General features: G+C 74.5%; 19 protein-coding genes. 16 read left to right on the forward strand and 3 right to left on the reverse strand.

Translation table 11 applies throughout. The features are described 5' to 3' along the window. The first annotated feature begins 40 nt into the window (after positions 1 to 40). From ACFXGI_RS21665 to ACFXGI_RS21675, 3 genes are all read left to right on the forward strand, one after another. Positions 41 to 1,897, forward strand: a complete 1,857-nt coding sequence (locus tag ACFXGI_RS21665) for a beta-ketoacyl synthase N-terminal-like domain-containing protein (protein WP_384708997.1) — start codon at positions 41 to 43, stop codon at positions 1,895 to 1,897. Beyond that, positions 1,894 to 2,715 (forward strand): 4'-phosphopantetheinyl transferase family protein, encoded by an 822-nt coding sequence (locus tag ACFXGI_RS21670; protein WP_384709000.1) that lies wholly within the window; start codon positions 1,894 to 1,896, stop codon positions 2,713 to 2,715. Before ACFXGI_RS21665 ends, ACFXGI_RS21670 begins: the two co-directional genes overlap by 4 nt. A gap of 176 nt (positions 2,716 to 2,891) precedes the next feature. Beyond that, positions 2,892 to 3,800 (forward strand): MBL fold metallo-hydrolase, encoded by a 909-nt coding sequence (locus ACFXGI_RS21675; RefSeq protein WP_384709003.1) that lies wholly within the window; start codon positions 2,892 to 2,894, stop codon positions 3,798 to 3,800. On the opposite strand, the gene ACFXGI_RS21680 is transcribed toward ACFXGI_RS21675, so the two are convergent. Beyond that, positions 3,726 to 4,703 carry a BTAD domain-containing putative transcriptional regulator gene (locus tag ACFXGI_RS21680; RefSeq protein WP_384709006.1) on the reverse strand — a complete coding sequence of 326 codons (978 nt, stop codon included), beginning with the start codon at positions 4,701 to 4,703 and terminating at the stop codon, positions 3,726 to 3,728. The genes ACFXGI_RS21675 and ACFXGI_RS21680 overlap by 75 nt on opposite strands. A gap of 213 nt (positions 4,704 to 4,916) precedes the next feature. On the opposite strand from ACFXGI_RS21680, the gene ACFXGI_RS21685 reads away from it, so the two are divergent. The 6 genes from ACFXGI_RS21685 to ACFXGI_RS21710 all read left to right on the forward strand — a co-directional run bounded on the left by ACFXGI_RS21685 (position 4,917) and on the right by ACFXGI_RS21710 (position 11,003). Then, a complete protein-coding gene (locus ACFXGI_RS21685; RefSeq protein WP_384709009.1) occupies positions 4,917 to 5,738 on the forward strand; it encodes a BTAD domain-containing putative transcriptional regulator in 822 nt (273 codons plus the stop codon). 344 nt (positions 5,739 to 6,082) lie between these two features. Further along, entirely contained in the window at positions 6,083 to 6,871 is a 789-nt protein-coding gene (locus ACFXGI_RS21690; protein ID WP_384709012.1) for a thioesterase II family protein, read from the forward strand. After that, on the forward strand, positions 6,868 to 8,133 hold the full coding sequence (locus ACFXGI_RS21695) for a beta-ketoacyl-[acyl-carrier-protein] synthase family protein (protein ID WP_384709015.1): 1,266 nt from the start codon (positions 6,868 to 6,870) through the stop codon (positions 8,131 to 8,133). Before ACFXGI_RS21690 ends, ACFXGI_RS21695 begins: the two co-directional genes overlap by 4 nt. Then, entirely contained in the window at positions 8,130 to 9,398 is a 1,269-nt protein-coding gene (locus ACFXGI_RS21700; protein ID WP_384709018.1) for a ketosynthase chain-length factor, read from the forward strand. Before ACFXGI_RS21695 ends, ACFXGI_RS21700 begins: the two co-directional genes overlap by 4 nt. A 51-nt stretch (positions 9,399 to 9,449) precedes the next feature. After that, positions 9,450 to 9,713 (forward strand): acyl carrier protein, encoded by a 264-nt coding sequence (locus tag ACFXGI_RS21705; RefSeq protein WP_053692531.1) that lies wholly within the window; start codon positions 9,450 to 9,452, stop codon positions 9,711 to 9,713. 3 nt (positions 9,714 to 9,716) lie between these two features. Then, positions 9,717 to 11,003 (forward strand): FAD-dependent monooxygenase, encoded by a 1,287-nt coding sequence (locus ACFXGI_RS21710; RefSeq protein ID WP_384709022.1) that lies wholly within the window; start codon positions 9,717 to 9,719, stop codon positions 11,001 to 11,003. A gap of 69 nt (positions 11,004 to 11,072) precedes the next feature. Here ACFXGI_RS21710 and ACFXGI_RS21715 read toward each other — a convergent pair whose 3' ends face one another. Further along, positions 11,073 to 11,516: a nuclear transport factor 2 family protein gene (locus ACFXGI_RS21715; RefSeq protein ID WP_384709025.1), complete on the reverse strand. Its 444-nt coding sequence runs from the start codon at positions 11,514 to 11,516 to the stop codon at positions 11,073 to 11,075. Positions 11,517 to 11,694: 178 nt separating this feature from the next. On the opposite strand from ACFXGI_RS21715, the gene ACFXGI_RS21720 reads away from it, so the two are divergent. The 7 genes from ACFXGI_RS21720 to ACFXGI_RS21750 all read left to right on the forward strand — a co-directional run bounded on the left by ACFXGI_RS21720 (position 11,695) and on the right by ACFXGI_RS21750 (position 20,554). Further along, positions 11,695 to 13,290: a class I adenylate-forming enzyme family protein gene (locus tag ACFXGI_RS21720; protein WP_384709028.1), complete on the forward strand. Its 1,596-nt coding sequence runs from the start codon at positions 11,695 to 11,697 to the stop codon at positions 13,288 to 13,290. A gap of 101 nt (positions 13,291 to 13,391) precedes the next feature. Next, the gene (locus ACFXGI_RS21725) at positions 13,392 to 15,194 is read left to right on the forward strand and encodes an FAD-dependent oxidoreductase (RefSeq protein ID WP_384709031.1); all 1,803 of its coding nucleotides are present in this window, start codon (positions 13,392 to 13,394) and stop codon (positions 15,192 to 15,194) included. Continuing rightward, positions 15,191 to 16,015: an SDR family NAD(P)-dependent oxidoreductase gene (locus tag ACFXGI_RS21730; RefSeq protein ID WP_384709034.1), complete on the forward strand. Its 825-nt coding sequence runs from the start codon at positions 15,191 to 15,193 to the stop codon at positions 16,013 to 16,015. Before ACFXGI_RS21725 ends, ACFXGI_RS21730 begins: the two co-directional genes overlap by 4 nt. Then, positions 16,015 to 16,974, forward strand: a complete 960-nt coding sequence (locus ACFXGI_RS21735; protein WP_384709037.1) for an aromatase/cyclase — start codon at positions 16,015 to 16,017, stop codon at positions 16,972 to 16,974. Before ACFXGI_RS21730 ends, ACFXGI_RS21735 begins: the two co-directional genes overlap by 1 nt. Before the next feature lie 101 nt (positions 16,975 to 17,075). Further along, a complete protein-coding gene (locus ACFXGI_RS21740) occupies positions 17,076 to 18,032 on the forward strand; it encodes an aromatase/cyclase (protein ID WP_384709040.1) in 957 nt (318 codons plus the stop codon). Positions 18,033 to 18,143: 111 nt separating this feature from the next. Further along, positions 18,144 to 19,949 (forward strand): condensation domain-containing protein, encoded by a 1,806-nt coding sequence (locus tag ACFXGI_RS21745; protein ID WP_384709043.1) that lies wholly within the window; start codon positions 18,144 to 18,146, stop codon positions 19,947 to 19,949. A 62-nt stretch (positions 19,950 to 20,011) separates the two neighbouring features. Beyond that, positions 20,012 to 20,554, forward strand: coding sequence for a GNAT family N-acetyltransferase (locus ACFXGI_RS21750; protein ID WP_384709046.1), 543 nt, complete (start codon positions 20,012 to 20,014; stop codon positions 20,552 to 20,554). A gap of 19 nt (positions 20,555 to 20,573) precedes the next feature. On the opposite strand, the gene ACFXGI_RS21755 is transcribed toward ACFXGI_RS21750, so the two are convergent. Further along, positions 20,574 to 20,852 carry a PqqD family peptide modification chaperone gene (locus ACFXGI_RS21755; protein ID WP_229345998.1) on the reverse strand — a complete coding sequence of 93 codons (279 nt, stop codon included), beginning with the start codon at positions 20,850 to 20,852 and terminating at the stop codon, positions 20,574 to 20,576. Positions 20,853 to 21,111 lie beyond the last annotated feature (259 nt).

The following is a 21,111-nucleotide window of genomic DNA, read 5'->3' on the forward strand; positions in this document are numbered from 1 at the left end:
AGCCGATCCGCCGGACACCCCCCAGAAGGAGCACGTCCAGATGGACGAGAAGGAAGTCCTGACCCGGTTCAAGAACGGCCAGCTGGACCGGACCCAGGTCGCCGCGCTGCTGACCGGCGCCGCCACCGGGGCGGGACCCGTCGTCCTCGCACTGCCGGAGCTTCGGCCGCGTCCCGCGCCCGCGGAGCCGGCCGGCGGGCCGGTCGCCGAGCCGGTCGTGGAGCCGGTTGTGGAGCGGGCCGCGCCGCCGGTCGCCGAGCCGGTCGCCGAGCCCGTCGCCGTCGTCGGGATGGCCGGGCGCTATCCGGGGGCGCCCGACCTGGCCGCGTTCTGGCGGCAGGCGCGCGGCGGGTACGACAGCGCCTCCACCCCGCCGGCCGGCCGGCCCGGGGACGAGCGCGGCCACTACCTGGAGCGCGTACAGGACTTCGACCCGGAGTTCTTCGGGATCGACGCGCGCGAAGCGGCCCTGATGGACCCCCAGGAGCGGCTGTTCCTCGAAACCGCGTGGGAGGCACTCGAGGACGCCGGCTGCACCGGCGGCCGCCTCGACGCCCTGACCGCCGCCGACGGGACACCGCGCAGCGTCGGGGTGTTCACCGGCGCCGGGCCCGGCGACTACGCGCTGCTCGCCGCCCGGACGTGGCGGCGCGAGCGGCCCCGTCCCATGCCGAGGGGCGGCCAGTGGAGCCTGCCCAACCGGCTCTCTGCCCTGCTCGGCCTGACCGGCCCCAGCCAGTCGGTGGACACCGCGGAGTCCTCGGTCCTCGTCGCCCTGCATCTCGCGGTGGCCGCGCTGCGGCGGGGCGAGTGCGCCGCCGCGCTCGTCGGAGGCGCACGGCTGCTGCTGCATCCCTCCAGCCGGCACCCCGGCGCGGGCGAGGGCGTCGGCGCGCTGCTGCTCAAGCCGCTGGCGCGGGCGCTGGCCGACGGGGACGGCATCCACTGCCTGGTCCGCGGCAGCGCGGTCGGCCACACCGCGCCCGACCCGACGGCCCCCGGCCCCGGCCGCGGATCCCGCTCCGCGGGCGCCCGTACGGCAGCCGCCGCCAGGGCAGCGGGATCACCGCTCGAGGAGGCCGTCCCCGACGGCGTACCCGGGCGGGTGTCGCGGGAGGCGCTGAGGGTCGCCGGTGTGGGCGGGGCGGACGGTCTCGTACGTGAGGATGCCGGCGCCGTGCGGGCGCTGGTGGGGGACGCGGGGGTCGCCACCGGGGTCGCCGTGCTGACCCGGGCCGCCCTGCAGCTCGGGCACCGGGTCCTGGCGCCCGGGGCGGGGCACGCCCGGGCGCGCCCCTGGGAGGGCGAGGAGCGGGGGCCGCGGCGGATCAGCGTCGGGGTGCGGGGGGCCGGGGGCGCGGACGCGGAGGTGGTGTTGGAGGAGTACCTGCCGGACGCCCCCGAGCCGCGGGAATCCGCGGGCCCCGAGCTGTTCCTGTTGTCCGCACCGACCCCGGCGCATCTGGCGGCCACCGCGCGGCGGTTCGCCGGGATGCTGGGCGGGGCCGGGCCGGTGCCGCCGCTCGGGCGGCTCGCGCGGGCCCTTCGGACCGGCCGGGCCGCCATGGACTGCCGCTTCGCGGCCGTCGTCGGGGACACCGGCGAACTGGTGCGGGCCCTGGAGGAGTTCGTACGCGACGGGGCGCCCTGCGCCGATCTGCGCGGCGGTGGGGCCGACCCGCTGGGGCTGGGAGCCGTACCGGAGACGGACGGGTACCTCGCCGCGCTCTGGCAGGCCGGGCACCTGCACCAGCTGCGGGGCCTGTGGCTGTCCGGGCTGGACGTCGACTGGGCGGTGCTGGAGCCGGTGGGCGCCGGGGCTGAGCCGGTGTCGCTGCCCGCGTCCGCCTTCCTGCGCGTACCGCTGTGGCTGGGCGGCGAGGAGGGGCCGGCATGACGACGCTGCCGCTCGACCCGGCGGGGCCGGGGGAGAACGAGCCGGCCCCCGTCAATCTGTGGTTCTGCCCCAACGAGGACCTCGCGCCGGGGATCGCCGCGACGCTGGCCTCGTACTGGCTGGACGAGAACGAGCAGGAGGTGGCGGGCCGGTTCCTGTTCGAACGCGACCGCCGGCAGTACCTCGTGGCGCACGCGCTGGTACGGCGGGTGCTGGCGCTGGAGACCGGGATCCCGGAGGCCGAGGCGATCATCTGGCGGTCGTCGCGCGGGCGGCCGTTCCTGCAGACGCCGGCCGGGGGGTTGCCGCGGGGCGCCGATGCGCTGGACTTCAACCTCTCCCACGCCAACGCGTACAACCTGCTGGGGGTTGCACGGGGGCTGCGGATCGGTGTGGACGTGGAGCGGCTGGACCGGGGCGAACGCGGGCTGGACAACATCATCGCGACGTTCTCCGGGGAGGAGCAGGACTGGATCGCCAGCGCCGCGCCGGGGCGGCCGCGGGACCGGCGGGCGCTGCGGCTGTGGACGCTGAAGGAGGCGTACTCGAAGGCGCGGGGGCTGGGGCTGGGGCTGCCGTTCGACTCGTTCGCGTTCACGCTGGCCGAGGACCGGGGGGTGCGCTCGTTCCGGCCGCCGGCCGATGACTCGGCGGAGCGGTGGCGCTTCCTGGAGGTGGAGCCGGTGCCGGAGGTACTGGCGGCGGTGGCGGTGGAGGTCGACGCCGCGCGCCCTCCGGCGGTCCACCTCCACCACGGCTTCCCGTGGGGCCGAGCGGCCCCCCGCCGGCTGGTCCTCCCGGCGCCGGCCGGGGTCTGAGGCCCTCCCGACCGGCAAAAGAAAACAGGGTCATCGGAATTCTGCTCGACCGGGGATTGAGCGACGGGGAATTCCGGGCGGTTCGCGGGGCGGGGATATCCGGAATCCAGGGGGAATCGAGCGGGGCGAGGGAGGATTCGGGGGCCGGGTATTCGGGGAATGGCGAGGGGTGCGGCGTGGGTCGGGAGAGCGGCGTTCTTGAGGTGGCGGACGGGGTCCACGCCCACGTACAGCCCGAGGGCGGGTGGTGCCTGAACAACTCGGGGATCATCAGTCACCGCGGGTCCAGTGCGCTCGTCGACACCGTCGCCACCGAGGAACGGGCCCGGGAGCTGCGCAGGGCCGCGCTGCGGGTGGCGGGGCAGGCGCCGCGGGCGCTCGTCAACACGCACTTCCACGGGGACCACACCTACGGGAACTTCCTCTTCCCCGAGGCGCTCACCATCGGGCACGAGCGGACCCGGGCCATGGTCCGGGCCGCCGGGCTGCACATGGCCGGGCTGTGGCCCGACGTGTGCTGGGGGGACATCGAGGTCCGGCCGCCCGAGCTGACCTTCCGGGACCGGACCACCCTGCACGTGGGGGACATCCGCGCCGAGCTCATCCACATCGGACCGGCCGCCCACACCACCGACGACACCGTTGTCTGGCTGCCCGATCAGGGCGTTCTGTTCACCGGTGACCTCGTCATGAACGGGGTCACCCCGTTCTGTGTCATGGGGTCCGTCGAGGGCAGCCTGCGGGCCCTGGAGCAGTTGCGGGGGCTGGGGGCCGCGGTCGTCGTACCCGGTCACGGGGCCGTCGCCGGGCCCGAGGTGTTCGACGTCAACGAGCAGTACCTGCGCTGGGTGCGAGAGCTGGCCCGGGAGGGCGTCGCGGCCGGGGTGAGTCCGCTGGAGCTGGCCCGCGGCACCGACCTCGGGCCTTACGGTGAACTGCTCGACTCCGAGCGGCTGCTGCCCAACCTCCACCGCGGGTACGCGGAGGCGGAGGGCCGGCTGCCCGAGGGATCACCTCTCGACGTCGGCGCCCTGTTCGCGGAGATGACCGCCTTCCACGGGCGGCCTCCGGAGTGCCACGCCTGAGGTCAGGCCGTTCAGGCGGCGGATCAGGCTCTGCTGCTCGCGCGCCAGGGCCTCGATCCGGGTGCCCAGGCGCGCTATCGCACTGCTCAGTTCGTGCAGCGAGGCGTCCGGGTCCGGCGTCGACAGGGACGGGGCGTGGTGCAGGATCGCCTCCATCCGCTCGCGCAGGGCCGGGCCCGGTTCCACGCCGAGTTCGTCCACCAGGCGCCGGCGGGCGCGCTCGTACACGCCGAGCGCCTCGGCCTGGCGGCCGCAGCGGTAGAGGGCCAGCATCTGGAGGTCGTAGAGCCGCTCGCGCACCGGGTGGCGGGCCGTCAGCCGTTCCAGCTCGCGGGCGGCCTCCGCGTGCCGGCCGCTGCGCAGGTGGGCCTCGTACAGGGTCTCCAGCGTGGTCAGCCGCAGTTCCTCCAGGCGCTCCGCCTCCCTCGCGCAGAGCGGACCCTGCCCGCTGCCCTCCAGGGCCGGGCCCCGCCACAGGGAGAGGGCGTCACCGAGGAGTTCCGCCGCGCGTACGGGATCGGCGGCCAGTGTCCCGCGGCCCTTCGAGGAGAGGTCCTGGAAGTGGTGGGCGTCCGTCCGTGTTCCGGGCCGCCCCAGGGCGTAGCCCGTCGCGTGGGTGGAGATCGGGTCTTGGCCCGCCGCGTCCTGCAGCAGCCGGCGCAGGCGGGCCACGTGGGCGTGCAGGGCGTTGGCCGCGCTCGCCGGCGGGCGCTCGCCCCACAGTTCGTGGATGAGCCGCTCGGCGGGCAGCACCCGGCCCGCCCGGACCACCAGGGCGCCGAGCAGTGCCCGCTGTTTGGCTCCGGAGGGCGCGACATACGTCCCCGTGCGGCGGTCGAGCACCTCCACCGGGCCCAGGACACGGAAGTCCGTGCCGAAGTCCGTTCCGGTGCCGTCGCCCATGGATCCCGTGCCCCCTCCCGGCGGAAATGAAATATGTGCCGGTTTTTATCCCCTGAGCGGAATCTACCAGCTTGTTTTCAGCCTGCAACAGTTTGAAGCGGAGGGCTGCTCGACACCCGCTCAAGAATTCCGGGACGGCATGCTGGACACCGCTACCGTGCCGGAGTCGAAGGCTGGAAATCGATGGGAACTCGACGAAATACGGAGGACACCGTGAAGATTCAGGTTCTGGGTCCGTTGAGTGCCGAGGTCAACGGGGGCTCGATTGTTCCGACGGCTGGCAAGCCGCGCCAGATCCTGGCGCTGCTCGCGCTCTATCCGGGGCGGGTGATGCCCGTGCAGACCCTCATGGAGGAGATCTGGGGCACCGACCTCCCGCAGAGCGCGCTCACCACCCTGCAGACATACATCCTGCAGCTGCGCAGGAGACTGGGCACGGCCATGGGGCCGGGCGTCCCGGGCAGCGCCAAGGACGTGCTCGCGACCCGGCACGGCGGCTACCTGCTGCAGATACCGCCGGACGCCGTGGACGTCCACGCGTACGAAAGCCTCGTGGTGGGCGGACAGCACGCTTACGAGGACGGGGACGACGAGCGTGCGGCCGACATGCTGCGCCGGGCGCTCGCTCTGTGGAACGGCCCGGCGCTGGTCGACGTACGCGTGGGACCGATCCTGGAGATCGAGGTCATGCGGCTGGAGGAGAGCCGGCTCGTGACGGTCGAGCGGCGCATCGACGCGGACCTGCGGCTCGGCCGCCACGTCGAGGTCATCGCCGAGCTGATCGAGCTGATCGCCCGGCACCCGCAGCACGAGGGCCTGCACTCGCAGGCCATGGTCGCGCTGTACCGGTCCGGCCGCCAGGCCACGGCCCTGGACGTCTACCGCAGGCTGCGCAACCGGCTGATCGACGAACTCGGAGTGGAGCCGTCCCCGCAGCTGCAGCGCCTGCACCAGGCGATGCTGACGGTGGATCCGGCACTGGACGTGGTGGCGGGGCCGCGCCGGGGGTCCACGTTCGACCTGTACGCCGCCTAGGTCGTGTCGTCCAAGTCCCGTCTGGCCGGCGGGGCCTGGCACGCACGCTCGCCGCGTTGTCGTCGGTCATCGACGCTCCGCGTCGATTCCCTCCTCCGCCTTGCGATCGCACGCACCAGGCCCCGCCGGCCCCGCCCTCCCGGGCGGCCGACGCCACTTCGACGACACTCCCTAGGGCCTGCCGGCGGATCGTGGCCGGGGCCTAGATCCGTCCGTCCAGTCCCTCTGGTCCCTCCAGTCCCTCCCAGTGCCTTCCACGGCGGTCGTACACACCGATTCGAGCCGGTCTCAAGCGCGGTCGGTGAGTGTCGAGACCTACGCGGTGGGGTTCCTGGGAGGTGGCGATGGGCGACAGACAAGCCGTACGGCTGCACTGCTTCGCACATGCGGGGGCCGGAGTGTCCTCGTTCTACCGGTGGGACAAGCTCGCCGGGAGCGGGGTGAGGACCACGCCCTGGCTGCTGCCCGGGCGGGACGAGCGGCGCCGTGAGATCCGGCTGACCGGCCGTGACGAGCTCCTGGCCGACCTCAAGCCGCTGTTCGAGCAGATCGCCGACGAATCCGGCGCCCCCTACATCCTCTACGGGCACAGCCTCGGCGCGTCGGTCGCCCTCACGGTCGCGCACGCCGCGCTGGAGTACGGGCTGCCGATGCCCGCGCTGCTGGCCGTCGGCGCCAGCCCGCCGCCGGACCTGCCGGCCGCCCTCGCGAACTCCGCCGAGCTGCCGGACGAGGAACTGCTGCGCGTACTGGACCGGTTCGACGCGCTGCCGCCCGGAGTGCGGCCCGGGGACGTGTGGTTCCGGTCCGTCTTCCCCGTGCTCCGCGCCGACCTCCGGCTCGCCCGCAGCCTGCGGGCCGCCGCCCTCGCGCCCACCTCGCCCGGCCCCGTGCCCGTAACGCTGCTCGCGGTCACCGGCACCGAGGACCCCCTGGTCGACGCCGGGGCCGCCGCGGGCTGGCAGCGCTGGACCACCGGCCGGCTGCTGCGGCGGACCGTGCCCGGCGGCCACTTCTTCGTGCGGGGCGCCGAACTGCCGCGGATGCTCGGCCGGGCCGCCCGCGTCGTGCTGCGCGGGCACCACGACGGGACAGACCAGTCAGACCGGACAGGACAGGGGGAAGGGCGATGAGACGAGTCGTCATCACGGGCATCGGGGTCGTGGCCCCGGGCCGCCCGGGCACCAAGGAATTCTGGTCGCTGCTGACCGACGGCCGTACGGCCACCCGCGCCATCACCCTCTTCGACGCCTCCGGCTTCCGCTCCCGGATCGCCGCCGAGGCCGACTTCGACCCCCGGGAGTCCGGGCTCACGGACGAGCAGGCCGGCCGCCTGGACCGCGCCGCCCAGTTCGCCGTCGTCAGCGCCCGCGAGGCCCTCGCCGACAGCGGCCTGGCCGGCTCGTACGACGCCACGCGCACCGGGGTCACCCTCGGCAGCGCGCTCGGCTGCACCACCGGCCTGGACGCCGAGTACGGGGTCGTCAGCGAGCAGGGCACCCGTACGCTCGTCGACCACACCAAGGCCGCACCCCATCTCTACGACTACTTCGTCCCCAGCTCGATGGCGGCCGAGGTGGCCCGTACCGTCGGCGCCCAGGGGCCCGTCGCGCTGGTGTCCACCGGCTGCACCTCCGGCCTCGACGCGATCGGCCACGCCGTCGACCTCGTCCGCGAGGGCAGCGCCGACGTGATGGTCACCGGCGCGGCCGAGGCGCCCATCACGCCGATCACCGCGGCCTGCTTCGACGCGATCCGCGCCACCTCCACCCGCAACGACGAGCCGGAGACCGCCTCGCGGCCCTTCGACCGCACCCGCAACGGGTTCGTCCTGGGGGAGGGCTCGGCCGTCCTCGTCATCGAGGAGTACGAGCACGCCCGCGCGCGGGGCGCGCACGTCTACGCCGAGATCTCGGGCTTCGCCTCGCGCAGCAACGCGTACCACATGACCGGACTGCGGCCCGACGGCATCGAGATGGCCGCCGCCATCACGGCCGCGCTCGCCGAGGCGGAACTGGTGCCCGGGGACATCGACTACATCAACGCGCACGGCTCCGGCACGAAGCAGAACGACAAGCACGAGACCGAGGCGTTTAAGCGGAGCCTGGGGCAGCGGGCGTACGAGGTCCCGGTCAGCTCGATCAAGTCGATGATCGGGCACTCGCTCGGCGCGATCGGCGCCCTCGAAGTGGCCGCCTGCGCACTGGCCATCGAGCACGACACCGTCCCGCCGACGGCGAACCTGCACGAGCCCGACCCGGCCTGCGACCTCGACTACACACCGCTGACCGCCCGCCGGCAGCGCACCGACGCCGTCCTGACCGTCGGCAGCGGCTTCGGCGGGTTCCAGAGCGCGATGATCCTGACCAGCCCGAGCCTGAAGGCGGACCGATGACCACCGTTCTCGCCGCCCCGATCGCCCCCGCCGCCTGGGCGCCCTCCCGTACCGCCGCCCCCGTCGTCACCGGCATCGGGGTCGCCGCGCCCAACGGGCTCGGCACCGAGGCCTGGTGGTCCGCCGTGCTGCGCGGCCGCTCCGGCATCCGGCCCGTCAGCCGGTTCGACGTGAGCGGCTACCCGGCGAAGCTGGCCGGGGAGGTGCCCGGATTCGTCGACGCGGAGCACGTCTCCAGCCGGCTGATGCCGCAGACCGACCGCGTCACCCGGCTCTCGCTCGCCGCCGCGAAGGAGGCGCTCGACGACGCCGGGGCCGATCCCGCGCAGCTGCCCGAGCACGCCGCGGGCGTGGTCACCGCCAACTCCTTCGGCGGCTTCGAGTTCGGCCAGCAGGAACTCCAGGCGCTGTGGAGCAAAGGCGGCCAGCACGTTTCCGCGTACCAGTCCTTCGCCTGGTTCTACGCCGTCAACAGCGGCCAGATCTCCATCCGGCACGGCCTGCGCGGCGCCTCCGGAGTGATCGTCTCCGAGCAGGCCGGCGGCCTCGACGCGATGGCCCACGCCCGCCGCCAGATCCGCAAGGGCGCCGAGCTCGTCGTCACCGGGGGCATCGACTCCGCACTGTGCTCCTGGGGCTGGGCCGCCTACCTGGCCGGCGGCGGGCTCACCGACCGGGAGGACCCGGCCCGCGCCTACCTGCCGTTCGCCGAGGACGCGAGCGGTCACGTCGCGGGAGAGGGCGGGGCGCTCCTGGTCCTGGAGGGCGCCGAGGAGGCCCGCCGGCGCGGAGCGCGCGTCTACGGCGCCATCGCCGGGCACGCCGCCACCTTCGACGCCGACGGGACCTCCCGGCTCGGCGCGGCCGCCGAACTGGCGCTGGCCGACGCGGGCGTGCACCCCGACGAGATCGACGTCGTCTTCGCCGACGCGGCGGGCGAACGCGGCGCCGACCGCGCCGAAGCCGAGGCCATCACCGCCCTGTTCGGCCCGTACGGGGTGCCCGTCACCGCGCCCAAGTCGATGACCGGGCGGCTCGCCGCCGGAGGCGCGGCCCTCGACGTGGCCGCCGCCCTGCTCACCCTGCGCGACCAGCTGATCCCGCCGACCACCGGGACCGAGCTCCCGGCCGGGGAGTACCTGCTGGACCTGGTCACCGGCGCGCCCAGCCCGGCCCTCGGGCTGCCGCTGCGGACCGCGCTGGTCCTGGCCCGCGGGCGCGGCGGCTTCAACTCCGCCGTCGTCGTACGCGCGCCGGACGCCTGACCCGCATCCCCCCACCGACCCCCGCACGCCGACGCAGAACAGAGGAAGACCATGGACCGGCTGGAACTCGACGACCTGAAGCGCATCCTGCGCGAATGCGCGGGCGAGGAGGAGGGCGTCGACCTCGACGGCGACGTCCTCGACCTGAACTGGTTCGAGCTGGGCTACGACTCGCTCGCCGTCCTCCAGACCACCGGGTACATCGAGCGCGAGTACGACGTGCTCCTCGACGAGGAGGCCCTCGACGACGCCGACACCCCGCGCCGCTACCTCGCCATGGTCAACGAGGTGCTCTCCGCACGGGCCGCGGTCTGATCCGTGATCCAGGAGACCCCCACCACCACCGACACCACCGCCACCCTCGACACCGACGTTTGCGTGATCGGCGCCGGACCCGCCGGGCTGGCACTGACGCTCATGCTGCTGCGCTCCGGCGTCCGCGTGACCCTGGTCGAACGCTCCACCGCGTTCCGCCGCGAATTCCACGGCGAGATCCTCCAGCCAGGCGGCCAGCGGATCCTCGACGAGCTCGGCGTCCTGGCCGGGGCGACGGCCCGCGGCGCGGCCCGCCTGCGCGGGTTCCAGGTGCTGGAGCGGGAGCGGGTGGTGCTCGACATCGACTACGGGCGGCTGTCCGCCCCGTACGACCACCTGCTGGCCCTCCCGCAGCCGCACCTGCTGGAGGAACTCCTCGCCGCCTGCCGGGAGCTGCCCGGATTCACCCTGCTCGAAGGGCACCGGATCGCCGCGCTCCGCCAGAAGCGCCCGGACAGCCCCTGCACGGGCGCCGTCGTGAACGGGCCCGACCGGGTGCCGGTCACCGTCCGCGCCCAGGTGGTCGTCGGCGCCGACGGCCGGTTCTCCAAGACCCGCGCGCTCGCCGGCATCGACGCCGGGCGGCGCGAGTCCTTCGCCCACGACGTGGTGTGGTTCTCGCTGCACGCTCCGGACCGGGCCACCGGGCAGGTACGGGTGCACCGCGCGGCGGGCAGCGCCGTACTCGTCCACGACACCCACCCCGACCGGCTGCGGATCGGCTGGACCCTGCCGCACGGCGGCTGGCACGGCGCCGTGCGGCGCGGCATCGAGGACATCCGGTGGGAACTGGCCGAGGTGCTGCCGCAGTACGCCGACCTCGTGCACGAGCAGATCACCTCGATGGCCGACCTGACCCTGCTCGACGTGTTCGCCTCGCACGCCGGCGAATGGGTGCGCGACGGGCTCGTACTGCTCGGCGACAGCGCCCACACCCACGGGCCGATCGGCGCCCAGGGCATCAACCTGGCCCTCCAGGACGCCGCCGCGCTGCACCCCGTGCTCGTCTCCGCGCTGTCCGACGGGGAGCCCACGGCGCAGCGCCTCGCGCCCTACCGGGACCGGCGCGCCCCGGCCGCGGCCGCCGTGCACCGCATGCAGGTCTTGCAGGCCCGCTCGCTGTTCGGCGGGGGCGGACCGGCCGCCGCGTTCCTGCGGGCGCGGGCGGCGGCGGTCGTCACCCGCACCCCGATCGGAGCGAAGATCACCCGGAAGGTCGCGCACGGCCACGACCCGGCGGGGGTCCGGACCGACCTGTTCCCGGTGCTGCACTTCGACCGGTCCTTGTAGGCCGGTCCCCATGAGGCTCCCGTAGGCCGTTTCCCGCAGGCCGTTCCTGCCGGGCCGAGACGGGCAGGCTCAGGGCAGGTCGTCGCGCGTCACCAGACGGTGGGCGACCTGCCAGCCGCCCGGCGCGGGGACCAGCACGTCCTCCATCACGCACACCCGGTGCACCTTCGACTCACCGCCCCGCGGGGTCAGGTACACCAGTGCGTAGCTGCGCGTGTGCACCGTGCCGTCGGGCTGCGGCCGCGCGTCCAGCATGCCGAGCCAGTGCCGCAGCTGCTCGCCGCTGCCCGCCTGGACCTCCGCGTTGCGCCGGACGTTCGAGGCGAGGGCCGCGCGCCCGACCACCGGCGCGGGCAGCGTCGGCACGTCGAAGACGGCGTCCTCGGTGAACGTCCGCGCCCACGGCTCGGCCTCGAAGGAGTCGAAGAGCTGCATCTGGCGGGAGTAGAACTGCTGGACCTCCGCGTACAGCAGGCCGAACTCCCTGACTGCCGCCGTCGTCGTCGCTGTCATCGGGGGGACTCCGTTCCATCGGTTCCCGACAGCATCCGCACCGCAGATCGAGCGCTCTTCGAAGACTCCTCAAGCGCCGCTGCCCAGGCTGGGCCGACAGAGTCCAGGGCCTGTCCGGCGGACAAGCCCCAGGGGGCGCCGCCGCGGCCGCCCCTTCGGGAGCCAGGAGGAGAGCACCATGCCGAGATTCGTGTACCCGGAACTCCCGCTGGACGGCCTGCTGCGCCGGGCTGCGGTCCGCGACCCCGCCGGGCGGGCGATCCGGACCGCGACCGGGGCCGGCTTCACGGAGACGGTGACCTTCGCCGAACTGGACGCCCGGGCCGACCGCTTCGCCGCCCACCTGGAGCACACCCTCGGCCGCCGCGGGGCCCGGGTCGGCGTCGCCAACGTCCTCGACCCCGTCTTCGCCGCCGCCTACTACGGGACCGTGCGCAGCGGAAACACGGTCGTGCTGGTCAACCCGCTGATCAAGGAGGCGGGTCTGGTCCACGTCATGCGGACGGCCGGGGTCGAGGTGGCGTTCGTACCGACCGCCACCGCCGAACTGCTCGTCAAAGTGGGCGACCGGCTGCCGCTGCTGCGCTCCGTCGTCGTGACCGACGCGCCCGACGGGGTGGTCCCCGGCGACGCCCTGCCGCTGGCCGAAGCACTGGCCCGCGCACCCGAGCGCACGGCCTCGCCCGGGGTCGTCGACATGGACGGCGACGCCTGCATCCAGTTCACCACCGGCACCACGGGCCGCCCCAAGGGCGTCCGGCTCACCCACCGCAACCTGGTGGCGAACGCCGCCCAGACCGCCGCCGCGCACGACCTCGGCAGTGACTCGGTCACCCTCAACCACCTGCCGCTCTACCACACCATGCACCTCAACTCGGGCGTGTACGCGGGAGCCTGCCAGGTGCTGTGCACCGACCCCGACCCGGTCGCCTCGCTGGCCGCCTCCGCCCGCGCGGAGGCCACCCACTACTACGGGCTGCCCGCGCGGCTGCACCGGCTGGCCCAGGACGAGCGGCTCACCCACGACTTCCCGGGCGGGCGCCGCCTGACCGCCGTGCTCTCCGGCGGCACCGCCCTGTCCCCGACCGCCGCCCGGACCCTGCGCGCCCGCCTCGGCGTGCCCGTCGTCCAGGGCTACGGACTGGCCGAACTCTCCCCGCTCTCCCACTGCCAGGACCCCCGGCGTCCCAAGAGCGGCTCGGTGGGGCCCGCCGTACCGGGCACCGAATGCCGCATCGTCGCCGTGGACACGAGCACCCCGCTCGACGTCTACGCCACCGGCGAGGTGCAGGTCCGCGGGCCGCAGGTGATGGCCGGCTACCTCGACGGCACCGCGCCCTCGCCGATCGACGCGGACGGCTGGTTCTCCACCGGGGACGTCGGATACCTGGGCGAGGACGACGTGCTGTTCCTCGTGGACCGGCTCGACGACGTCTTCAAGTACGACAACGAACTCGTCTCGCCCAGCGGGGTCGAAGACGTCATCGGCGCCGACCCGCGCGTCGCCGAATGCATCGTGGCGGGCTGGCCCGATCCGGTGCACGGCGCGCTCGTGTGGACCGGCATCGTGCTGCGCGACCCCACCGCCCCCGGCCTGCTCGACGTCCTCGACTCCATCGTGGAGCGCGCCAACGCCCGCCTGAACGACTTCGAGCAGATCCGCCGCGTCGAGGTGCTCGGCGCCGTGCCGCGCAACCACGTCGGCAAGCCCGACCGGCGCCCGCTGCGGCTCAGCCTGCGCGCGCGGGCCGCCGCGGAGGCCGCGGCCGGGTGACCCGCGGCCGGGTGACCCGCGGCCGGGTGACCCGCGGCCGGGTGATCCGCGGCCCGCGCCCGTCTTCCTTCCGTACGTACGAACAGCAGAGGAGCAAACACGTGGCGAGCAGTACCGGCACACCGTCCGGGACGGCCGGGTCCGCCAGGGTCCTCGTGGTGGGGGCGGGCCCCGTGGGCCTGACCGCCGCCCATGAACTGGCCCGGCGGGGGCTGCGCGTACGCCTCGTCGACGCAGCCCCGGGACCGGCCCGCGAGAGCCGCGCCGTGGCCGTCCACCCGCGCACCCTGGAGACCTTCGACCAGATGGGCCTCGTGGACGGGATCCTGGCCCGGGGCCGCAAGAACCGGGCCTTCACGATGTACGCGCGGGGCAGCCGGCTGGTCCGCCTCGACGCGGACTACCGGACGATGCCCACCCGCTTCCCGTACAGCCTCGTCATCGCCCAGACCGAGACGGAGGCCGTGCTGCGCGAGGCCCTCGCCCGGCTCGGCGTCACCGTCGAATGGGGGGTGCGGCTGGGCTCGCTCACCCAGGACGGGGACGGCGTACGGGCCCGCCTGGAACACCCCGACGGCACCGCCGAGGAGTACGAGGTGCCCTGGCTGGTGGGCTGCGACGGCGGCCACAGCACCGTGCGCAAACAGCTGGGGCTGCCGCTGCTCGGCGAGTCCAGCGAGACCTGGGCCCTGGCCGACGCGCCCGTCGTCACCGACCTGCCGCCCGACACCATCTACTGGGTCCACACCGGCAGCCAGGCCCTGATGATGGTCCCGTACCGGCGCGAGGGGCACTGGCGGCTGCTCGACACCGCCCCCGGGCCGCGGCGGGAGGGCGACGACGCTGCGCGGCTCCTCTCGGAGAAGCTCAGCGCCGGGCTCGGCCGCCCGGTGGAGGTCGGCGAACCCGAGTGGACCTCGGTGTTCACGTTCCAGCAGCGCATGGTGCCGCGCATGCACGAAGGCCGCTGCTTCGTGGCGGGCGACGCGGCCCACGTGCACAGCCCCGCCTCCGGTCAGGGCATGAACACCGGCATCCAGGAGGCGTACAACCTGGCCTGGAAGCTGGCGATGGCCGCCCGGGGGCAGGCCGGGCCGGAGCTGCTGGCCACGTACGGGCAGGAACGGGTGCCGATCGGGAAGGCCCTGATCGGATCGACCCGGAAGGCCACCTTCCTGGTGCAGTTCAAGAACGTCCTGGCCGGGGTGGCACTGCCGGTCGTCTTCACCTTCGTACGGAACGTCGGTCCGCTGCGCCGGGCCATCCAGCGCAAGGTGCTCGGCGGCATGTCCGGGCTGCGGCTGTCGTACGAGGACAGCCCGCTCAGCACCGCCGACCCGCTGACCGGGCTGCCCGTCGGCTCCCGGGCGGCCGCGGCGGCCGAACGGCGCGGGGACCCGGGATCCGAGGCGCTGCGGGCCGAACTGCGCGACACCCGCTGGTCCCTGGTGTGGGAGGCGGGCGGTCCGGGCGGAACCCTGCGGGCGGTGGCGGCCGCGGCGGCCCGCGCGCACGGCGACTGGCTGTCGGTGCGGACGGTGGGGGACGGTGCGGACGGCGTGCCCGACGCGGCCGGCGGCCCGCGCCCGCTGGCCGATCCCGACGGGGTGCTGCGGCGCGCGCTGGGGCTGCGGCCCGGCGGCTGGCTGCTGATCCGGCCCGACGGCTACGTCGCCGCGGGCGGCGCCGCCCTGACCCGGGGCGCCCTCGCCCGTGCCCTGGCGCCGCTGGGGCCGCGGGCCGCCCTGCCGTCCGCCGAACCCGACGCGGCACGGGCGCCGGCCTCCGCTGCGGCCCCGGCCGCGGCAGGATCCGTACCGGGCCTCGATCCCGCTTCCACCGCACCTCCAGAGCGCCGCGACACGGTCGGAGTTCCACCACGGGTTCTGGAGGCTCAGCGATGACCACGACGACCACGACGACAACACGGCCGGTGCCGTCGGCGCCGGAGAAGCCGGTGGCCCTCGTCACCGGCGGCACGAGCGGCATCGGCCTGGCGGTCGTACGGGACCTGGCAGGGCGCGGTCACCGGGTGTTCCTGTGTGCGCGCACCCCCGAGAACGTCAAGCAGACGGTCGAGGAGCTGCGCGCCGACGGCCTCGACGTGGCCGGCGCCGCCGCCGACGTCCGCTCCCGCGAGGCCGTCGCCGAGCTGGTGGCCGCCGCCGTGGCGGAGTGGGGGAGCCCGGTCTCCGTGCTGGTCAACAACGCCGGGCGCAGCGGCGGAGGTCCGACCGCCGACATCAGCGACGAGCTCTGGTACGACGTCATCGACACCAACCTGAACAGCGTCTTCCTGCTGACCCGCGAGGTGCTCAAGTACGGCGGGCTCGGCGGGGCCCCGTGGGGCCGGATCATCAACATCGCCTCCACGGCTGGCAAGCAGGGTGTCCTGCTGGGCGCCCCCTACTCGGCGTCCAAGCACGCCGTCGTCGGCTTCACCAAGGCCCTCGGCAAGGAGTTGGCCCCGGCCGGGATCACGGTCAACGCGGTGTGCCCGGGCTACGTCGAGACGCCGATGGCGCAGCGCGTGCGGGCCGGCTACGCGGCGGCCTGGGACACCACCGCCGAGGACGTGCAGGAGCAGTTCGAGGCGAAGATCCCGCTGGGGCGCTACGCGACCCCGCAGGAGGTGGCGGCCATGGTCGGCTACCTGACCACGGACCTCGCCGCGTCCGTCACCGCGCAGGCGCTGAACGTCTGCGGCGGGCTGGGGAACTTCTGATGGCGGCCGAGCGGGTGCACCGCACCGTGCACGAGACCGAGGTGGCCGCCCCCGCGGGCGTGGTCTACGGACTGATCGCGGACCCCGTGCAGTGGCCGCTCTACTTCCCGCCCAACGTGTACGTGGAGCGCCTGGAGTTCGACGGCGTCGACGAGCGGCTGCGGATGTGGGCGACGGCGAACGGCCGGGTCAAGTCCTGGACCTCGCGCCGGGTGCTCGACGCGGCCGCGCGGCGCATCGAGTTCCGCCAGGAGGTCCCCGCGGCCCCGCTGTCGGCGATGAACGGCACCTGGATCGTGGAGCCGCTGGGCGCCGAGCGCTCGCGGCTCGTCCTGCTGCACGACTTCGCGGTCGCGGGCGACCGGGCCGAGGACGTCGAGTGGGTCGAGCGCGCCACCGACACCAACAGCCGGGCGGAGCTGGCGAACCTTGCGCGCCTCGGCGAGCGCTGGGGCAGCCTCGACGACCTCGTGATGTCCTTCGAGGACACCGTGCGCGTGGATGCCCCGCCGGAGCTGGTCTACGCGTTCCTGGAACGGGCCGAGCAGTGGCCGGAGCTGCTGGCGCACGTGTCGCGGCTGGAGCTCACCGAGCCGGAGGAGCTGCCCGGCGTACAGGTCATGGTCATGGACACGCTGACCGCGGACGGGTCCGCGCACACGACGGAGTCGGTGCGGGTGTGCTTCCCGGCGGCCGGCCGCATCGTCTACAAGCAGACCCGCACCCCCGCCCTGATGTCCGCGCACACCGGGGTGTGGACGGTCACGGGCGGCGCGTACGGCTCCACGGTGACCTCGCGGCACGGGGTGGTGCTCCGGGAGGAGGCGGTCACCGGGGTGCTGGGCGCGTCGGCCGACCTCGCGGCGGCCCGCCGGTACGTGCGCGAGGCGCTCGGCCGCAACAGCACGGCGACGATGGCGTACGCGAAGCAGTACGCGGAGTCGGCGCTCGCGCGCTGAGGCGCGGGGACGGTGTTGCGGATCGGGCTCCAGGTCGTCTCGACCGGAGCTCCGGCCGGTACGGACAGACTCTGGATCACTTGTGACGGAAAGGTGTGGCGATGTCGGTCCAGCAGGTGCACCGCACGTCCTATTCCGTGGACGTCAACGCTCCCGCGGGCGTGGTCTACGGGCTGATCGCGGACACGACCCAGTGGCCGCTGTACTTCCCGTCGAGCATCCACGTGGAGCGGCTCGACTTCGACGGGTCCCGGGACCGGTTCCACATCTGGGTGACCGCGAACGGGACCGTCAGGTCCTGGCTCTCGCGCCGCACCCTGGACGCGGCCCGGCTGCGGATCGACTTCCGCCAGGAGGTCCCCGCCGCCCCCGTGGTCTCGATGGGCGGCAGCTGGATCGTGGAGCCCCGGGGCACCGGGCGCTCGCGGCTGGTCCTGCTGCACGACTTCGCGGTCGCCGGCGACCGGCCCGCCGACGTCGACTGGACGAAGGAGGCCACCGACACCAACAGCCGGGCCCAGCTGGCCACGCTGAAGGAGGCCGCGGAGGGCTGGACCCGGCTCGACGGCCTGCTCCTGTCCTTCGAGGACTCCGTGCGGATCAAGGGCTCGGCCGATCTGGCCTACCAGTTCCTGTACGAGGCCGCCGACTGGCCGGACCGGGTGCCGCACGTCTCGCGCGTGGCCGTGACGGAGGACGCGCCCGGGGTGCAGCTGCTGAGCATGGACACGGTGACCGCGGACGGGTCCGCGCACACGACCGAGTCGGTGCGGGTGTGCTTCCCGGCGGCCGGCCGCATCGTCTACAAGCAGACCGCCACCCCGGCCCTGATGGCGGCGCACACCGGCGAGTGGTCGCTGATCCCGGACGAGAGCGGGGTCACCGCCGTCGCGCACCACAGCGTGCTGCTGCGGGAGGAGGCGGTCGAGCGGGTGCTGGGCCCGGATGCGGACCTGGTCGCGGCCAGGACGTACGTGCGGGAGGCGCTCGGACGCAACAGCCTCACGACGCTGGGGCTGGCGAAGCGCCATGCGGAGACCGCCATCCGCATGCTGTGAGGCCCGCTCGACCGGTACTCCGGTGGCGTGTCAGGAGCGCGTCAGCGAAACGTGGGAACCCCGCGCATACTCGACCCCTTTGAAGTCGGAGGCCGAGACGAGGGGGAGAGGATGAGCGTCGGTTCCGAGCAGGCCGGCCCGCCCGCACACGCCGGACCCGCACGTTCCGGGCCCGGGCTGCCCGCCTCCGCCCGCCAGCGCGACGTGCTGCTCGACGCCATGGCCGCCCGGCCGGGCTCCGGGCCGCACGTCGGGCAGCTGCACTGGCGCTGGTACGGGCCGCTGGACACCCGGCGGTTCCAGGCCGCCTGGCAGTGCGTGTACGACCGGGAGGCCGTGCTGCGGGCCGCGTTCGCGCCGTACGGGGCCCGGGGCGGCCCGCGGGTCGTCGTACACCGGCGGGTCGTCCCGCAGTTGGTGCGCCATCCGTACGGATCCACCGACTGGCAGGCGCTGCTCGCGGGCGAGCGGCGGCGGGGCTTCGACCCGACGCGGCCGGGGCTGCTGCGGATCGCGCTGCTCGACGAGCAGCCCGGGCCGGCGGGGCCGAAGCGCGTGATCCTGACGTACCACCACGCCGTGCTCGACGGGCGCAGCGTACGGCTGCTGATGCGCGCCTTCGCCCGGGCCTACCTCGCCGAGGGGGGCGCCGTCGGCGGTGAGCGGCGCCCTGATGTCCGCGACCACCTGCGCTGGCTGGCGGGCCAGGACCGCGGCGCGGCCCGCGCGTTCTGGGCCGGCGCCGCGCCGCAGGCGGGCTCGGCCACGCTGCCGCCGGGGGGCGGCGGCGCGGCCGGGGTCCGCACGACGGTACGGCTCGCCCCGTACGAGGCTTCGCTCCTGCGGGACTGGGCGGCCGGTCAGGGAGTGACGGAGAGCACCGCTCTCCGGGCGGCCTGGGCCCTCCAGCTGCGCCGTTCCGTGCCGGCGGGCGGTCCGGTCCCGGTGGCGTTCGCGACGGCCGTGTCCGGCCGGGGCATCCCCCTCGACGGCGCGTCCCGTCTCCCGGGCCCGCTGCGCACTCCGCTGCCCATGTCGGTGGAGGTGGACCCCGCCGAGCCGTTCAGCCGGCTGCTGTCCGATCTCGCCGACCGGGCGCTGGACCTCGCGGCGTACGAATGGGTCTCGATGGGGCAGGTCCAGGCGTGGAGCGGCCGGACCCCGGACACGCCGCTCGCGCGGAGCGTCCTGTCCTTCGACCCGCCGCCGACGACGGACGCGGACCCCCTGGACGAGGACCTCGCGGCGCAGGGCGTACGCCTGACGGAACCCGAAGCGGTGGCCACGCCCGGCGGCCACGCCCTGTCCCTGACGGCGCACCACGACCGCGAGGGCGGCCTGGTGCTGACGGGGGTGCAGGACCGCAGCGGGCTCGCGGACGCCCGCGAAGCCGTCCACCACACGGCGCGCCTGCTCCGCGGATTCCCCACCACCGACCGCCGGTCGACGACGGTCGCGGAAACCCTCCGCCTGCTGGGCCCCTGGCCGCCGCCCGCGCCCCCGCCCGCGCCGCCGCCCCCGCCCGCGGCCGTACGGCCGTCCGCGCGGCGACCCGCCGAAGCCGCGGGGCTGGTCGTGCTGCGGCAGGCCGCCCGTCGCGGGGCCGGGGCCGTCGTACTGGTCCCGCCGCCGGGCTCGCCCGCCGGCTGCTTCACCGCGCTGGCCCGGATCCATCCCTGGGAGGGGCAACTGGCCGCTCTCGACATGCCGGTGGACGCCGCGGGATGCGGGGCGGCGCTGCGCCCGGTCCTGGCGGCGGGCGAGCCGCTGGTACTGGGGTGCCATGCGGGCGGGGCCCCGCTGGCCCACGAGATCGCCCGCCGCGTCGCGGCGTTCGGCTGGCCCGCGCCCGTGGTGGCCGTCGCTGCGGACGCCGAGTCCCTCTCCCGTGCGCTGACGGCGGCCGCGGCCCGCTGAGCGGTGCCCTTGAGCGGATTATCGGTTTGCCGCCGGTCATGATCCTCGGATAAGAAGCTCGCATGCTGAGGGGCGACAAGATCGGGCTCAGGGCCCGGTACGAGGAAGACATCCCGGTCCTGCGGACCGAGCTCTACGACGACGTGGTCAACGGCGCGCGGGCCGAGGGACGGCCCTGGCGGCCGATCACGCCCGGCACGAAGGACTCGCGGCTCGTCGTGGACGACAACGACCAGGGGCGCGTCCCGTTCTCCGTGGTCGAACTGGACGGCGGCACCCTGGTCGGCATGGCGAACCTGTGGGGCATCGACAACCACAACCGGTCCGCGCACATCGGGCTGGGCCTGCTGCCGTCCGCCCGCGGCAAGGGATACGGCACCGACGTGGTCGCGGCGCTCTGCCACTACGGCTTCGTCGTACGCGGCATGCGGCGGCTGCAGATCGAGACGCTGTCGGACAACGACGCGATGCTGCGCTCCGCCGAGCGCAACGGCTTCGTCCGCGAGGGCGTGCTGCGCTCCTCGGCCTGGGTGCTCGGCGAGTTCCTGGACGAGGTACTGCTCGGACTCCTCGTCGAGGACTGGAAGCGGGCGCCGGGGGACTAGAGCCCGGCGGTCCAGGGGGTCAGGCGACGGCGTGGAGGAGGCCCGCGTCGCGCATTTCCTCCACCCAGACGTCCAGGTCGGCGCGGGCGTTCTCCGGGACCGTGTTCCAGAGGCGGGCCAGGAGATCGGCCGCGGCCGCCGTGTCGCCGTCGTGCTGGCGCAGGGCGATCCACATCGCCGTGCCCACCGGGCCGCAGCGGTAGCTCTCCGGGCCGGCGGTCGACGCGGCCAGCAACTCCAGGCGGCCGTCGGCGTCCACGGAGGCCACGCGCACTCCCGGCATCGGTCGGATGCGCACGGGCACCTCCAGGGCCAGCGGTCGAGGAATCCTCAAGCTATTACGGAAATCCGGCAGGATCCATGGAGGTTCCCGGTTTCTGGGGTTTCCCCTCGCACACCCCCTGTACGGCTGATTCCCGGAGTTAGGGGGGTGGGCGCCCGCGCCCGGGGAAGGATCCTCCGAGCGGGCTGGAGGGGTGGTCGAGCCGTCTTCCAGGGCTCTTCGAGCCGCGCCACCGAGCGTGGCTCCCGGACCCCCTACACCCCGCAGACCCGAG

Origin of the sequence: Streptomyces sp. NPDC059355 (assembly GCF_042752335.1) — a bacterium.
Taxonomy (GTDB): domain Bacteria; phylum Actinomycetota; class Actinomycetes; order Streptomycetales; family Streptomycetaceae; genus Streptomyces.

What these genes read in the sequence shown, in the direction of transcription:
- ACFXGI_RS21665 (WP_384708997.1), top strand. Translation starts at nt 41, where the DNA reads ATGGACGAGAAGGAAGTCCTGACCCGGTTCAAGAACGGCCAGCTGGAC.
- ACFXGI_RS21670 (WP_384709000.1), top strand. Translation starts at nt 1,894, where the DNA reads ATGACGACGCTGCCGCTCGACCCGGCGGGGCCGGGGGAGAACGAGCCG.
- ACFXGI_RS21680 (WP_384709006.1), bottom strand. Translation starts at nt 4,703, where the DNA reads ATGGGCGACGGCACCGGAACGGACTTCGGCACGGACTTCCGTGTCCTG.
- ACFXGI_RS21690 (WP_384709012.1), top strand. Translation starts at nt 6,083, where the DNA reads ATGGGCGACAGACAAGCCGTACGGCTGCACTGCTTCGCACATGCGGGG.
- ACFXGI_RS21695 (WP_384709015.1), top strand. Translation starts at nt 6,868, where the DNA reads ATGAGACGAGTCGTCATCACGGGCATCGGGGTCGTGGCCCCGGGCCGC.
- ACFXGI_RS21700 (WP_384709018.1), top strand. Translation starts at nt 8,130, where the DNA reads ATGACCACCGTTCTCGCCGCCCCGATCGCCCCCGCCGCCTGGGCGCCC.
- ACFXGI_RS21705 (WP_053692531.1), top strand. Translation starts at nt 9,450, where the DNA reads ATGGACCGGCTGGAACTCGACGACCTGAAGCGCATCCTGCGCGAATGC.
- ACFXGI_RS21715 (WP_384709025.1), bottom strand. Translation starts at nt 11,516, where the DNA reads ATGACAGCGACGACGACGGCGGCAGTCAGGGAGTTCGGCCTGCTGTAC.
- ACFXGI_RS21720 (WP_384709028.1), top strand. Translation starts at nt 11,695, where the DNA reads ATGCCGAGATTCGTGTACCCGGAACTCCCGCTGGACGGCCTGCTGCGC.
- ACFXGI_RS21730 (WP_384709034.1), top strand. Translation starts at nt 15,191, where the DNA reads ATGACCACGACGACCACGACGACAACACGGCCGGTGCCGTCGGCGCCG.
- ACFXGI_RS21735 (WP_384709037.1), top strand. Translation starts at nt 16,015, where the DNA reads ATGGCGGCCGAGCGGGTGCACCGCACCGTGCACGAGACCGAGGTGGCC.
- ACFXGI_RS21740 (WP_384709040.1), top strand. Translation starts at nt 17,076, where the DNA reads ATGTCGGTCCAGCAGGTGCACCGCACGTCCTATTCCGTGGACGTCAAC.
- ACFXGI_RS21745 (WP_384709043.1), top strand. Translation starts at nt 18,144, where the DNA reads ATGAGCGTCGGTTCCGAGCAGGCCGGCCCGCCCGCACACGCCGGACCC.
- ACFXGI_RS21750 (WP_384709046.1), top strand. Translation starts at nt 20,012, where the DNA reads ATGCTGAGGGGCGACAAGATCGGGCTCAGGGCCCGGTACGAGGAAGAC.